Source organism: Streptomyces sp. NPDC048278, from assembly GCF_040652195.1.
In the GTDB taxonomy this organism is placed as follows: Bacteria; Actinomycetota; Actinomycetes; order Streptomycetales; family Streptomycetaceae; genus Streptomyces.
This window is the reverse complement of the sequence record NZ_JBEZLP010000060.1, coordinates 1-13,656: the sequence shown is the minus strand read 5'-3', so window position 1 is coordinate 13,656 and position 13,656 is coordinate 1. Positions and strand designations below refer to the sequence as shown.

General features: G+C 70.3%; 15 protein-coding genes. 14 read left to right on the top strand and 1 reads right to left on the bottom strand.

The genetic code is table 11. The features are described from left to right. Positions 1–20 precede the first annotated feature (20 nt). The 10 genes from AB0D74_RS48300 to AB0D74_RS48255 all read left to right on the top strand — a co-directional run bounded on the left by AB0D74_RS48300 (position 21) and on the right by AB0D74_RS48255 (position 10,073). Complete coding sequence (locus AB0D74_RS48300) at positions 21–4,082, top strand: phage tail tape measure protein (RefSeq protein WP_362602285.1); 4,062 nt, start codon at positions 21–23, stop codon at positions 4,080–4,082. Between the two features lie 13 nt (positions 4,083–4,095). Then, positions 4,096–4,965, top strand: a complete 870-nt coding sequence (locus tag AB0D74_RS48295; RefSeq protein WP_362602282.1) for a hypothetical protein — start codon at positions 4,096–4,098, stop codon at positions 4,963–4,965. A gap of 10 nt (positions 4,966–4,975) precedes the next feature. Beyond that, positions 4,976–6,040, top strand: a complete 1,065-nt coding sequence (locus AB0D74_RS48290) for a hypothetical protein (RefSeq protein WP_362602279.1) — start codon at positions 4,976–4,978, stop codon at positions 6,038–6,040. Further along, positions 6,037–7,116, top strand: a complete 1,080-nt coding sequence (locus AB0D74_RS48285) for a hypothetical protein (protein ID WP_362602276.1) — start codon at positions 6,037–6,039, stop codon at positions 7,114–7,116. The genes AB0D74_RS48290 and AB0D74_RS48285 overlap by 4 nt, the downstream gene beginning before the upstream one ends. 2 nt (positions 7,117–7,118) lie before the next feature. Further along, a complete protein-coding gene (locus tag AB0D74_RS48280) occupies positions 7,119–7,901 on the top strand; it encodes a hypothetical protein (protein ID WP_362602273.1) in 783 nt (260 codons plus the stop codon). Continuing rightward, positions 7,898–8,116 (top strand): hypothetical protein, encoded by a 219-nt coding sequence (locus AB0D74_RS48275; protein WP_362602270.1) that lies wholly within the window; start codon positions 7,898–7,900, stop codon positions 8,114–8,116. The genes AB0D74_RS48280 and AB0D74_RS48275 overlap by 4 nt, the downstream gene beginning before the upstream one ends. Positions 8,117–8,182: 66 nt before the next feature. Continuing rightward, positions 8,183–8,527, top strand: coding sequence for a hypothetical protein (locus AB0D74_RS48270; protein WP_362602267.1), 345 nt, complete (start codon positions 8,183–8,185; stop codon positions 8,525–8,527). Further along, positions 8,527–9,525 carry a glycoside hydrolase family 25 protein gene (locus AB0D74_RS48265; protein WP_362602263.1) on the top strand — a complete coding sequence of 333 codons (999 nt, stop codon included), beginning with the start codon at positions 8,527–8,529 and terminating at the stop codon, positions 9,523–9,525. Before AB0D74_RS48270 ends, AB0D74_RS48265 begins: the two co-directional genes overlap by 1 nt. Before the next feature lie 3 nt (positions 9,526–9,528). Beyond that, entirely contained in the window at positions 9,529–9,753 is a 225-nt protein-coding gene (locus AB0D74_RS48260; protein WP_362602261.1) for a hypothetical protein, read from the top strand. Then, positions 9,750–10,073: a hypothetical protein gene (locus AB0D74_RS48255; protein ID WP_362602259.1), complete on the top strand. Its 324-nt coding sequence runs from the start codon at positions 9,750–9,752 to the stop codon at positions 10,071–10,073. The genes AB0D74_RS48260 and AB0D74_RS48255 overlap by 4 nt, the downstream gene beginning before the upstream one ends. 65 nt (positions 10,074–10,138) lie before the next feature. Here AB0D74_RS48255 and AB0D74_RS48250 read toward each other — a convergent pair whose 3' ends face one another. Next, a complete protein-coding gene (locus AB0D74_RS48250; RefSeq protein ID WP_362602257.1) occupies positions 10,139–10,672 on the bottom strand; it encodes an NUDIX domain-containing protein in 534 nt (177 codons plus the stop codon). Positions 10,673–10,808: 136 nt separating this feature from the next. Between AB0D74_RS48250 and AB0D74_RS48245 the strand changes: the two genes are divergently transcribed. From AB0D74_RS48245 to AB0D74_RS48230, 4 genes are all read left to right on the top strand, one after another. Next, positions 10,809–12,029 (top strand): helix-turn-helix domain-containing protein, encoded by a 1,221-nt coding sequence (locus AB0D74_RS48245; protein WP_362602254.1) that lies wholly within the window; start codon positions 10,809–10,811, stop codon positions 12,027–12,029. Between the two features lie 122 nt (positions 12,030–12,151). Next, positions 12,152–12,730 carry a hypothetical protein gene (locus AB0D74_RS48240; protein ID WP_362602251.1) on the top strand — a complete coding sequence of 193 codons (579 nt, stop codon included), beginning with the start codon at positions 12,152–12,154 and terminating at the stop codon, positions 12,728–12,730. Continuing rightward, on the top strand, positions 12,727–13,200 hold the full coding sequence (locus tag AB0D74_RS48235; protein WP_362602248.1) for a hypothetical protein: 474 nt from the start codon (positions 12,727–12,729) through the stop codon (positions 13,198–13,200). The genes AB0D74_RS48240 and AB0D74_RS48235 overlap by 4 nt, the downstream gene beginning before the upstream one ends. Continuing rightward, the gene (locus AB0D74_RS48230) at positions 13,197–13,394 is read left to right on the top strand and encodes a hypothetical protein (protein ID WP_362602246.1); all 198 of its coding nucleotides are present in this window, start codon (positions 13,197–13,199) and stop codon (positions 13,392–13,394) included. The genes AB0D74_RS48235 and AB0D74_RS48230 overlap by 4 nt, the downstream gene beginning before the upstream one ends. The last annotated feature ends 262 nt before the right edge of the window (positions 13,395–13,656 follow it).

The following is a 13,656-nucleotide window of genomic DNA, read 5'->3' as shown; positions in this document are numbered from 1 at the left end:
GCACCCCGCCGGGAGGTGACATGGCCGTCCGTACCGTCACCGTCCGGCTCCGCGCCGACGTCAACCAGTACACCCGCTCACTGCGGCAGGCCTCCGACCGCACCTCCCAGCTGGCCGGGATCGGCGCGAAGGTCGGCGCCGTCATGGTCACCGGCTTCGCCGTCGCGGTCGCTGCTGCGGCCAAGTTCGACAAGGCCATGTCGAACGTCCGATCCGTCACCAACGGCACGGCCAAGGAGATGGCCAACCTACGGTCGGCAGCCCTGGACGCGGGCAAGACCACCAAGTTCACGGCGAGCGAGGCGGCGGACGCCGAGGCCGAGCTGGCGCGCGCCGGCGTCTCGGTCGCGGACATCACCGGCGGCGCCCTCAAGGGCACGCTGTCACTGGCGGCGGCCGGCCAGATGGACCTCGCCGACAGCGCGGTCATCGCCGCCCAGGCCATGAACACCTTCGGCCTGCACGGCAAGGACGTCGTCCACATCGCCGACGTGCTCGCCGCGGGCGCGAACAAGTCGGCGGCCGACATGAACGGCCTGGGCATGTCGCTGCGCCAGGGCGGCCTGCTCGCCAAGCAGACCGGGCTCAGCCTCGAAGACACCGTCGGCACGCTGGCCGCATTCGCCGACCACGCCCTGATCGGCTCGGACGCCGGTACGTCGCTGAAGGTGATGCTGCAGCGGCTCGTCCCGCAGTCTGACGAGGCCCGCAAGATGATGGACAAGGTGGGCTTCTCCGCCTACGACAGCCAGGGCAGGTTCGTCGGCCTGTCCAAGCTGGCCGGGAACCTCCAGTCCTCCTTCAAGAACCTCACCCCCGAGGCGAGGAACGCCGCGTTCGCGACCATCTTCGGCAGCGACGCCGTGCGGTCCGCGACGATCCTGTACGAGCTGGGCTCCAAGGGCATCAACCAGTACGTCAAGGCCGTCAACGACAAGGGCGCGGCCGAGCGCACCGCGTCCATCCAGACCGACAACCTGGCCGGCGACTTCCAGCGGCTGCGCGGCGCCCTGGAGGTCGCGCTCATCGAGGGCGGCTCCAGCGCCAACGGGGCGCTGCGGGACATGGTCAAGTGGGTGACCGCCGTGGTCAACGCCTACAACGACCTGCCCAAACCGCTCCAGCACGCGGTGACCCTGTTCAGCGGGATCGGCGGCGCGACCCTGCTCGCCGTGGCCGGGTTCCTCCTGCTGCTGCCGAGGGTCGCCCAGACCCGCACGGCCCTGACCCAGCTGGGGCTCACGGCCGACCGGACGCGCGCGGCGATGTACGGGCTCGGCCGCATGACCAACGTCATCATCGGGTTGGCGGCGGTCGGGTACGCGGTCAGCAGCGTGGCGGACCAGTTCGAGGCGGCACCCCCGAACGTCCACAAGCTGGAAGCGGCCATGGTGGACTTCGCCCAGCAAGGCAAGGTCACGGGCGAGGCCGCCGCCAAGTTCGGCAAGGATCTGGATGGCGTCGGCGAGGCCGCAGCCCGTATCGCCCACCCTTCCGGGCTCAAGAGGACCAAGGACTTCTTCAGCACCTTCGACCCGTTCTCCCACACCGACCTGGACCGGGCCCGCGAGAAGATCGACGCGATCGACAAGTCCCTCACGAACCTCGTCCAGGGCGGTCACGCCGACGTCGCCGCGAAGAACTTCAAGGAGTACGCGAAGGCCGCCGAGGAGAGCGGCACCAGCACCGAGAAGTTCCGGACCCTGCTGCCCGGCTACAGCGACGCCCTGCTGACCGCGGCAACCGACGGGAAGCTGACCAAGGACTCCCAGAAGGAACTGGGCTCCCAGGTCGCGGCCACCGCGAAGGATCTCCAGGACCAGCGGACGGCAGCAGAGAAGCTGAGCGACGCCCTCGACACCCTCAACGGGGTCAACATCAGCGCCGCAGAGAAGGAGATCAGCTTCCGGCAGTCGGTCGCCGACCTGACCCAGGCGGTGAAGGACAACGGGCACAGCCTGGACGTCACCTCGGAGAAGGGCCGCAAGGTCAAGTCGGCGTTCCTGGACGCCGCGCAGGCCGCCCTCGACCATGCCGAGGCGGTCGCCAAGCAGAAGGACTCCCAGGAGGCCGGCCAGAAGGTCCTGGAGCAGGACATCACCCTGCTCAAGAAGCAGATGTCGGCGGCCGGCTTCTCCAAGGACGCCATCGACAAGCTGACGTCCGCCTACCTGCAGCTCCCCCCGGTGGCGTCCACCGACGTCCAGGCGCACACCGCCGCCGCCATGAAGGACCTGGAGGCGGTGCAGGACAAGGTCAAGAACACCAAGGGCAAGACCTTCACGATGGACGCGCTGACCGGGGACGCCCGGAAGGCCCTCGAAGACCTCGGCTTCAAGATCAAGAACACCAAGGGCAAGAAGGTCGAGATCACCCTCCCGACCGGCGGCCCGAGGGCGGCAGCCCAGGCGATCCAGGGCTACATCGACGGCGTGCACGGCAGGACCGTGGGCGTCGGCGTCTACACCACCGAGTACTACAAGAAGGTCCAGAGCGGCGGCGACCTGCCGGTACCCCGCGGCGGCCAGGCCCGCGGCGGGCTCGTGCCCGGCTACGGGGTCGGCGGCGCCGTGCAGATCGCCCCCAACGGTCTGCTCAGCGGGCCCGGAACCGGGACCTCGGACAGCATCATGGCGCTGTTCGCGAGCGGCGCCATGGGCAGGGTGGCGAACACCGAGTTCGTGGTGAACGCGAAGTCGACGAAGAAGCACCTGAGGCTGCTCCAGGCCATCAACGCGAACCGGCTGGCCCGCGGCGGCCTGGCGGGCGGCGGGATCCCCGGGTTCACGTACACGCCGACCGGGCAGGCCGTGCTCGGCGGCCCGGGGGACGCCAAGGAGCGCTACGACAAGGAGGTCGAGGACCTCAAGAAGGCCTGGGACGACCTCAACAAAGCGCTCAAGGCACAGGCGAAGGCGGCCGACAGCCTCCGCGACGCCGAGAAGAACCTGGAGCGGGTACGGAAGGGCCACCACACGGCGGCCCAGCTGCGGGCGGCCGAGGAGAAGCGCGACAAAGCCCAGTCGGCGAAGAATGCCGCGGACAAGACGGTCACCAAAGAACGCTCCGACGTCTACGCGGCGGACAAGGCCCTCGGGGTGAGCAAGGGCGCCAAGGCGCCCACGTCGTTCAACCTGAAGGCCTACGAGGCGCAGCTGAACAAGAGCCTCGCCGCGACCCAGAAGTGGCGGTCGAATCTCAACAAGATCGGCACGAGGGGCGGCAAAGACCTCCAGGCCCTGCTGGAGGGCATGGGCGAGGACGGGTACGCCCTCGTCAACGCCCTCGCGGGTGCGTCCGACAAGCAGTTCAAGTCGATCACGTCGAAACTGGAGAAGACCGGTGAACTCGCCAAGGCCACCCTCGCGGACTTCACCAAGCAGCTGAACGGGTCGACCAAGGAGTCCCAGCAGTTCGCGGCCGACCTCCAGAAGCTGGCCGCGCAGGGCTTCGGCGACCTCGCCCAGGCCCTGGCCGCGCAGGGCGACTCCAGCGCCATGGAGCTCGCCCACCAGGCGGTCAGCGACAGCGGTGCAGCGAAGAAGGCCAACGCCTCCGTCGGCAAGGCCGAGGGCACGCTGACCGGCGACGACCTCACCAACTCGCTGCTGCTGCTCTCCACGCTGCGCAGCGGGCCCGGCAAGGGGTTCTCCGACCTCATCTCGGCGGGCCTGGACGTGGCCACCATCCGCGCCCTGGTCCCCAAGATGACCGCTCAGATCAAGGCGCTCCCCGGCACGTACAAGGACACCTTCGTCCGGCAGTGGAACCAGCAGGGCGGGGTGGCGATGGCGGCCGGCGGCATCCTGTCGAGGCCGACGATGGTCCTCGGCGCCGAGGCCGGCGTCCCCGAGTCCTGGATCCCGTGGAACAACTCGGCCCGGTCCCGGGGGCTGCTCGCGAAGACGGCGTCCGCGATGGGCTACCAGCTGGTGCCCGCGGGCCGGTACGGCGCGAGCACGTCGATGGCGGCCGTGGCCCGGGAGGTGTCCCGGCAGATCACCGTGAACCTGTACGGGGCCAAACAGAGCGCCGCCGAGCAGGCGCACGACATCGCCCGCATCATCTCGTTCACCGGCTGAAGGGGGATGTCGGATGCCGTACACGCCGGGCACCGTGCTGGACGGGCTCCAGGCCACCCTGGGCACGCTCACCCTCGGTGCCGTCGACGCGAACGGCGTGGCCTGGTTCCTCCAGACGATGGAGGGCTGGGACTCCCCGGAGTCGCGGTCGGAGTTCACCGACCGGGAGGCCGACCACGGCGCGTGGGCCTCCCCGGTCTACCTCTCGTCGCGGCCCATCACCCTCGCCGGGACGATCGTCGCCCCGTCCCAGGATCTCCTCGACGACGCGATGGACCAGCTGCGCGCAGCGGCTGGCCTCGCCGACACCCTGCTGATCGTGTCCGAGACGGTCCCCAAGCAGGCGGCCGTGCGGCGCAGCGGGAAGCCGCTCATGCAGTACGTCACCGGGTCGACGGCGACGTACAGCGTGATGGTGACGGCCGCGGACCCACGCCGCTACAGCACGGACCTGTCGAGCGGCACGACCCCGCTGCCGTCCACCACCGGCGGCCTCACCTTCCCGGTGACGTTCCCGGTGACGTTCTCGGCGACGACCGTGGCCGGCACCATCGCCGCGGTCAACAGCGGGGACTTCGAGACGCGCCCAGTCCTCACCATCACGGGCCCGGTCACCGCCCCCTCGATCGGCGCCCTGTACCCGGACGGCACGGTGCGCCAGCTCATCTACTCCCTCGACCTGGCGGCCGGCGACGTCCTGACGATCGACACCGACGCGCGGACCGTCCTGCTCAACGGGAGTATCTCCCGGCGCCGGTTCCTGACCGTCTCGGGCGGCTGGCCGACGATCCAGGCCGGAGGGTCGGTCACCTACCAGTTCCAGTCGTCCACCTACAACGCGACCGCGACGCTGACCGCCCGGTGGCGGTCAGCCTGGATGTGAGGAGGCCACCGTGCCCGTAGACCCGTGGGCCATCGACACGCTTGCCTTCAGCGGCATCGAGGCCCGGAACGTCGACTCCATGATGGTCATGGGCAACGGGGCTGCCCTCGGTGCCCGTTCCGGTGTCCGGCCCGCCGACCCGGGCCTGACCACGACGCTCGCCGGCACCACCATCAACGTCTCGGCCGGCGTCGCGACCGTCGCCTACGCCGGGCAGGGCGTCTACCGGTGCGCGTTCCCGACGTCGGTGTCGCCCGGCACGTACACCGCCGCCCACGCCACCCTGAACAGGCTGGACTTGGTCTACGTCAGGGTGTGGGACAACTCGGTCGACGCGTCTGGCCTGAACAAGGCCGACATCGTCTACCTCGCCGGGACTCCGTCGGCGTCGCCCGTCGCGCCGACACCGGCTGGCACTCAGATCTACATGCCGATCGCCACCATCAGCGTGCTGTCCGTGTCCAACGGCAGCACGGCCTCGGTGTCTACGGCGGTCCGGCCGTACACGGTGGCGCCCGGCGGGATCCTGCCCTCGTCGACGGCGCCCACCAGCCCGTACACCGGCGAGTACTACGACGACGGCACCAACCTCCTCAGGTACAACGGGGCGACCTGGGACACCTACCAGAAAGTGCCGGGCGCCTCGACCGCCTGGACGCCGACCTGGACGACCAGCACCGGCCTGCACTCGCCGTCCTACGGCAACGCCGCGATTGACTGCCGCTACTACAAGCTCGGCCGCCTGGTGAACTTCTGGATGAACATCGTCTTCGGGTCGACCACGAACTTCGGGGCGTCCGCCACCACCGGCGACAACTGGCAGTTCACGCTGCCGGTCGCCTCGGCGATGCTCACCTACCCGGTGGCCAGCGTCACCTACGAGGCGGGCACCAGCCGCGGCGTCTCCGGCAATGCGGTCACCACCAGCGACGGGCTCAACCTTCAGCTCAACGTCTCCTCCGCCGCCGTGAACAGCGTGGCTCTCCAGGCGGGCGTCGTCGACTCCCTCAGCCCGTGGACGTGGGCCTCCGGCAACCGCCTCAACATCGTCGGCCAGTACGAGGCAGTGTCGTGACCCTCGGCCCCTACCAACTGGCCTGGTACGGCTGCGACCTGCGCACCGGCGGAATCATCGAGGATCTCCCCGCCCTCACGCCGTCCGGCGCCCTGTCGCGCAAGCTCGGCGACGCCACCACGCTTCAGGCCACCCTCAACCTGCCGGGCGCCGCCGACAACTGGGACGAGGCGACTACCCCGGGCAGCACCGTCCTCGTCGCCGTCGATACCGCCACCGACACCCCCGTCTGGGCGGGTGCCGTCCTCACCCGTCAGGCCGGCAGCGCGCAGACCGTCGACCTCGGCGCGGCCACCCTGGAGACCTACCTCGACCGCCGATACCCCGGCACTCAGACACTGCTCGCCACCGACCAGGCAGCCATCGTCAGCGCACTCGTCACCCCGGCGCTCACCAACGGGCCGCCGATCGTCATCGACGCCCCCACCATCGGAATCTCGCTCGACTACACGACCGAGGACGGCGACGACAAGAGCACCCTGTCCTGCCTCGCCGAGCTGATGGGCATGGACGGCGGCCCCGAGTGGACCATCGACGTCACCTGGAACGGGACACACTCCGGCTTCCAGTTCCCGCTGCGCGTCCGGCAGGCCATCGGTGTCCAGACGCCGACTCCGGTCACGTTCGACTTCCCGGGCTGCGTCAGCTCCTACGGCCTCGCCGAGTCCTACGAGGCCGGGAAGGGCGCCACCACCGTCATCGCCCGCGGCGAGGGCGAGGGAATCGACCGGCTCACTTCCAGCGTCCATGAGGCGACCGCGCTGATCGCCGCCGGGTGGCCGCGCTGGGAGTACCGGTTCACCCCGGCCACCGGGGTCACCGACCCCGACCAGCTGAACGCGCACGCCGCTCAGTCCCTCACGCTGATGTCGCAGGGCGCGCAGGTGTGGAGCATCGAGGCCGTCGCCTCCCGGGCTCCCCGCCTCGGCCAGGACTGGGCGCTGGGGGACACAGCACGCCTCGCCGTCGAACGTTCCCCTCGCCACCCCTCGGGTGCCAGCGTGACCGCCCGCTGCTGGTCGTGGGAACTCGATGCCGGCGCCGACCGCATCCGGCCCATCCTGGTGGAGGAGTAACGATGCCCAAGCAGCTGGATCAGCTGCCCGCCGACGCCACCAGCCTGGCACGGCGTCTGGCCTCTCTGGAGAAGGAGGTCAAGGAGTTGCGGGCCGCGCGGCGCATGGGCACGGCGACCGTCGGGCGCCTGCGGATCTACAGCGCCGACGGGCAGACCCTCCTCGCCGAGTTGGGCCCCACCAGCGAGGGCGGCGGCGGGCTGACGACGCGTGGCAACTTGGCCGCCGACGAGATCCCGGTGTACGCGTCCCTGACCTACGGCGAACTGCGGTATGCGCCAGTCCAGGACGGCATCGCCGAAGTGCCGGCCAAGGCTTCCTATGACGTGATCCCCGAGAGTGGGAGTGACCTGCTTCTGCTGTCCGGATCCCTTCAGGACTCCGACTGGCAGGCCATGGCCGACCTGAGTTCCGTAGCGGGCGGCGGCAGACCGTTCTTCCTGATCAGTGGCACCCGCGGAACCGACGACGACGTGGAGGCCGGGCCCTGCGACATGGACGTGTCGGGGGTGCTGACGGCCGCGAACCTGGCCTGGGGCACGGTCTCCATCACGCCGTCGGCCGCGAACACGCCGACCTCGGCGACGGTGAGCGGCCTCGACCTGGAGGGCAGCACTTTCATCGCCTACACGTCACCCAACACGTCCGTGCCCGGCACCACCGGCGCCAACACCGGCGTGACCGGGACCAGCGCCAACAACGTGACGGGCAGCGGGCTGACGGTGTGGCTGAACCGGCAAAACACCACGACGACCGGGGTGAACTGGCTGGTGATCGGCATATGAGTGCGAGCGAGATCACCACGTTCTTGCCGGGCATGTACTACGAGGTCACGGCCCGCGACAACAACGAAGAGTGCGTCAACTTCGAGCAGGTCTTCACCGTGTCGGAGTTCTACAGCAACGCGGGCACCAACTGCTTCGTGCAGTGCGGGAAGTGCGGACAGCACATGGAAATCCTCACCGCGACCCTCCTGGATCCGCAGCCCGAAGTCACCTGACCCACGTCCTCACGCCACCAGCCCCGCGCCGACCGGCCGGGGCTTTCTTCATGCCCTGGAGGCCCCGTGGCCGCACAGGACTGCCGCTGCTCGGTCTGCGGCTGCTGCCGCCACGACCACCGCGGCTGGAACCACCCCTGGACACCGAAGGAGCGTCCCATGCCCGTCCGCGCCAAGTTCCGCTGCAACACCGAGACCCTCAGGAAGTGGGGGCCGGCGGTAAGCCAGACCGCCCGGTCCTACGAGTTCATGGCCGTCTACGACCCGGACCTGCCCGAGGACCAGCGGTACGCCAAGGCCTCGCCGTCCGGGAGCCTCACGATCCAGGTGGACAACCCGGCCGTGACCTTCACGCCGGGTGCCTCGTACTACCTGGACTTCACGCCGGTCGACGAGGCAGGCGGCGCCTGATGGCCACCTCGCGGGGCATGGACGTCTCGGCCTACCAGAGCGCCCAGGACTGGCAGGCCCTCAAGGCCAAGGGTGTCGTGTTCGCCTTCGCGAAAGCCTCCGAAGGCCAGCACTCGCGTGATGACCGGTTCGACACCCACATGGCCGGCATCATCAAGGCTGGCCTGGTCCCCGGCGGCTACCACTTCGCGTGGCCCACCCAGTCGGTCACGGCCGAGGCCGCCAACTACATCGCCGCCGTACGGCCGTACGCCCGCCCGGGGATGGTGCACTGGCTCGACCTGGAGCGCTACTCGGACGGCAGGAACTACGGCAGCCGCAGCGCCAAGCAGATCAAGGCCTGGGTCGCCGAGTGGCTCCGCCTCGTCGCCGCGGCGTACCCCGGGCAGCGCGTCGGCGTGTACACCAGCGCGTCCGACGTCGCGGCCGGCCACCTGCCCGCCGGCACCACGTTGTGGTTCCCCCGCTACCCCTGGGGCGAGGCCGACTGGCCGCGCGCCGAGGCTACGGCGCAGCCCACCGTGAGCGGCGTCAAGCCGCTGTTCTGGCAGTTCACGTCCCGGCCTTACGACCGGAACATCGCCTATCTGTCCGAGGCCGCGCTACGCGCGTGGGCGCAGGGCGACACCACCACCGAGGAGGACGACATGGCCCTGAGCGCCGACGACATCACGAAGATCGCGGACGAGCTGGAGAAGCGGCTGTTCCACACGGACGGCGTCTACGACGCGCCGGCGGACGCCGCGGACTACGACCCCAAGGAGGGCAGCCCGGGCCACGGCTGGACCGGGCAGACCGTCTACCGGGACCTGGTCACCCGTACCCGCGGTACGAACAAGGCCGTGACCGCGCTCACCGCGCAGGTGGGCGCGATATCGGCCACCGTCGGGGAGCTCGCCAAGGGCGGCGGGCTGACGGCGGCCGAGATCCAGGCAGCCGCCGAGGCCGGCGCCCAGGCCGCCCTCGCCAAGCTCGGCGACCGACTGCAGGAGGACTGACCGATGAAGGACGCTACGAAGCGCACCATGCGCACCGTGCTGCAGACCACCGTCGGCGTCGGCGTGGCGCTCCCGGGGATCGTCGACGCGTCCGGCGTCCCGGCCTCCCTGCCTTGGGTGGCCGGCGCCCTCGCGGTCGCCGGCGGCCTCACCCGCGTGATGGCGCTGCCCTCCGTCCAGGCGCTGCTCCCGAGCTGGCTGCGCACCGACGACGCGAGCAGGCAGTGACCGTCCCCGAGGCCTCCGCGACCGTCGCCGTCGAACTGGAGCGGCTCCGCGGCACGGTCCAGACGGGTTTCGCGCGGGTGGAGGGCAGCCTCGCCGTCCTGGTCGAGCGATCCGACCGGAACGAGCGCGACCTGGTCCAGCTGCGCACGGACACCGCCAAGGAGATCGGCGAGCTGCGCGCGGACCATGGCAAGGACGTCGACGAGCTGCGCGCCGAGGTCGAGGCCCTGAAGAAGAACCGGTGGCCGGCGGCGGCGGTCGGCATGCTCACCGGCGTCGTCGGGGCCGCCGCAGGGCTCCTCGCCCTGTTCACCCGCTGACACCACAACGCCCCCTGTACGGCCCCGCATGGGCCGTACAGGGGGGCGTTTCGTCGTGCCGCGCCTCAGCTGCGGCGGAGATGGTGGAGCATCAGCAGCGCGGCTACCGCGTTCGCCGAGCGGATCTCCCCGCGCGCGACCAGCTCGGGCACCCGCTCCAGCGGGACCCACTCGCGGCGTGCCGATTCGTGAGCGTCGCGTGGCTCGCCGATCCGCTCGGCCCGGTCGGACCAGTACACGCGGTGGTGGGACGTCGAGATGCCCGGCATCGGGTCGACCGCCAAGAGCAGCTGCATCGGGCCCGGCCGCCACCCGGTCTCCTCCTCGAACTCGCGTGCCGCAGCCGCCGTCGGATCTTCACCCTCACCGGTACCGCCCGACGGGAGCTCCCACCCCCACGCGTCCGTGATGAACCGGTGGCGCCAGAGCAGCAGGACCTCGCCCGCCTCGTTGACGACGGTGGCCACCGCGACCGGGCGCAGACGAATCACGGTGTGGTCGAGGTGCCGGCCATCGGGCAGTTCGACATCTGCCATCGCGACCTTCACCCACCGGTTCTCGTAAACGGTGCGCTCGCCGAGGTTCCGCCACACAGACACGCTCAAGCCTCTCGTCGGGCACGGCCGTTCTCCGGCAAATGCGTTGGCCCCCGCCGGTGTGGCGGGGGCCAACGGAGGTACACCGAGGGCGGCCCCGGCGTACATTGCGAGTGTCAGCAACGCAACGGGAGTCAGTATGCCCGACACCAGTCAACCCACAATCGGCGTCGGATCTCGCGTCCGTGAGTTCCGCACCATCCGCGATCTCTCCTTGACCCAGCTAGCCAACCGGTCCAACGTCAGCCGGTCCATGATCGCCATGATCGAGACAGGCGATCGAGCAGCAAGCCCGTCCATCACAGGAGCTCTTGCCCGCGCCCTGGGCGTCACGGTCTCCGTTCTGCACGGACAGCCCTACATCCACATGCTGCAGGCCGACCAACTCGACGCGCTGCTGGGCCCCATCACCAGCGCGCTCGACTCCTGGGACATCCCAGACGACAGCCTGCCGCCCCGCACGCTCGACGAGCTCGCCACCGCCACCAAGGAAGTGGCGCAGCGCCGCTCGGCCGGCGACTTCTCGGCCGTCGCCGAGGCACTCCCGGAGCTCATCTCGTTGCTGTCCGTCGCCGCGCAGGACGCAGCACCAGGCCACGACAGCGAGCGCGCACACAACATGCTCGCCGAGGTCGCCAGGACTACGGCGATCGTCGCGTACCGCCTTGGCTACATGGGCCTCGCCCGTCAGGCCCTGGCCCGTATGGCCGCCTCGGCGCCGAACTCGGGTGACCCGCGCCAGGTGGCCGTCGAACGGTACGAGCGCGCTGCGATGACCCATGCCGAGACCGCGCGCCCTGACCGCGGCGTCGCCCTCGTCCGTGCCGCCCTCCGTGACCTGGACGACGACGGCGAGCCCTCGACGATGGCGATCCGGGGGACGCTGATCCTGCGCGCCTCCGCACTCTCCGCTGCAGCCGAGGACTACAGCGGCGCCGGCGACTGGCTCGGCCAGGCCCAGGACCTCGCCCGGGCCGCCGTCGCCGCGGACTCAGCTGCAGAACTGCCCGGGGCCCGGTACGCGCTGGCGTTCGGCGACCTCAACGTCCGGCTCGGCGAGCTCGACATGGCCATGTACCGCGACGACTACGAGACGGCCGTGCAGGTGGCCGCCGGGGTGCACTGGCCCGACGACTACCAGCCCACCCGCGTGGCCGGATTCCTCATTCGCAGGGCAGCCGCGGAGGCCTGGACCGCCCGCCACGACGAGGCCCTGACGTCACTGCAGGGCGCGCGTGACCTGGCGCCGCAGCTCACCCGCTATCACCCCGAAGTACACGAGACCGTGGGCACGCTGCTGCGGGCACGACAACGCGCTGCCGAACCCCTGCGGCAGTTCGCCCAGTGGAGCGGCGTTTAGCAGTACCACGTTCTGGCGTCAAGGGATTCCGCAAGGCCTCCGTCCACACTTTGTGAACGGAGGCCCCTTGCTGTGTTGGCAGGCTGTCACGGTCAGCAAACGCACAGCAACGGGAGCAGCTCATGCCCCAGAACCAGACAGACGTCGCCGACGACGTCGGCACTGAGCCAGGGACAGTCATCGAAACTGCCGGCGCGCGGTACCTCGCCGCCGAGCACTGGCTTCTGTCCTCGCTCGAAGGGCCCAGCAGGAACCGGGCCCGCATGGAATGGCAGGCAGGCGGGGTGGCGCTCCTGCGCTTAGGCATCCTCTTCTCGACCATCCGGATCCCCGGCCGCCTGGTCCGCGTCGTCGCCGGCACCGAGACGCTGGCGGACACCGACGCCTACCTGGCCGAGGCCCTCGACGGCGGACCGGTCATCTGTGACCCGCACAGCGACATGTACTACCCGTTTGTCCCCGGCGGCGCCGTCCGCGGCCGTACCAGCCCCTCGGCCTGGCGCAGAGCTGGCGTCGACCTGCTCGGGCAAGACACCTTCCTCGGCGTACCCGCAGCGGATCGGACCCTGGCCGCCCCAGCCGAGGACGCCTCGTACTGGGCCGTGCCCATGCCATCACTCGGCGAGCTCTGCGACCAGGCGCGTGTGACGCAGCTGGTGGACGCCGCGGTGCGCGCCTCGGTCGAGGAGCCGCAACGGTGACCCTGATGACGATCACGCCCGAGGACCAGGAATGGTTGCACCGCCTGGTGATGCTCCGCCTGCCCGACCAGCTCACCCCTGAGTCCCGCGCCGGCCGGGACTGCATGTGGTGCCTGGCTGCCCTCGACGCCACCAGCATCGACCTCGAACCAGGGGTGACCCGCTTCCGGAGCTGCGCGGTCTGCTACCTGGCGCGGCTGGCCTGGGCCATCACCTGGGGCGACTGGTACACGCACCTCCAGAGCTGCGGTGCCTGTCAGCAGGGCGCGCTCTGCATGGTCGCCCGGGGCCGCCGCGTCCAGAACGAGGCTGCGTGTGCCGCCCTGGGGGAGACCCTGCGCTGCACGGCAGGCTGTCTCCTCCCCATCGGCAGCGGCGAGCGGGCCGTGGCCGTCGTCTGGGACGGACTGACGCAGCTGTACCCCGGCTACGCCCACACCGTATGCCTCCCGGGGGAGGCGCCGCGGTGACCCCTGCAAGTACAGCGGTCGCGATCGTCATCGCAGCCGACGGGGCGGGCTACCGCGCCGCTGGCCTTTGCGCGTCCCGACACTCCAGCGGTGCCCTGTGCACCCGCAGCGCGGCGGACTGCCACGGCGCCGGCGAGCACGCCAACCCCTACATCCGCAAGGGACCGATGGACGCCGTCGGCCTGCGCTGGTAGAGCTCCGGCCCCGGCGGAGACGGCCCGCCGGGGCCGGACTGACGGCCCGCCCCTTACCAGCTGCCACGCGGTGGGGCAGGGTCGCGGCGCCCCCGGTCTTCGGACCGGGGGCGCTGTTGCATGTCCGGGCGCCAGCGCGACGTCAAAGACGGTTCTGCTGAAAGTTTTCCTCCGAAACCTTTCAGTAGGACCGTCTTTCGCGCTAGCTTCGGCCCATGCCCATCGCACCCGAGTACCTGCACCTGGTGAGACCGGACCTCGC

Bases quoted from the DNA above. Each gene is read 5' to 3' on its own strand.
- AB0D74_RS48300 (WP_362602285.1), top strand. From the start codon at position 21: ATGGCCGTCCGTACCGTCACCGTCCGGCTCCGCGCCGACGTCAACCAG.
- AB0D74_RS48295 (WP_362602282.1), top strand. From the start codon at position 4,096: ATGCCGTACACGCCGGGCACCGTGCTGGACGGGCTCCAGGCCACCCTG.
- AB0D74_RS48280 (WP_362602273.1), top strand. From the start codon at position 7,119: ATGCCCAAGCAGCTGGATCAGCTGCCCGCCGACGCCACCAGCCTGGCA.
- AB0D74_RS48275 (WP_362602270.1), top strand. From the start codon at position 7,898: ATGAGTGCGAGCGAGATCACCACGTTCTTGCCGGGCATGTACTACGAG.
- AB0D74_RS48265 (WP_362602263.1), top strand. From the start codon at position 8,527: ATGGCCACCTCGCGGGGCATGGACGTCTCGGCCTACCAGAGCGCCCAG.
- AB0D74_RS48260 (WP_362602261.1), top strand. From the start codon at position 9,529: ATGAAGGACGCTACGAAGCGCACCATGCGCACCGTGCTGCAGACCACC.
- AB0D74_RS48245 (WP_362602254.1), top strand. From the start codon at position 10,809: ATGCCCGACACCAGTCAACCCACAATCGGCGTCGGATCTCGCGTCCGT.
- AB0D74_RS48240 (WP_362602251.1), top strand. From the start codon at position 12,152: ATGCCCCAGAACCAGACAGACGTCGCCGACGACGTCGGCACTGAGCCA.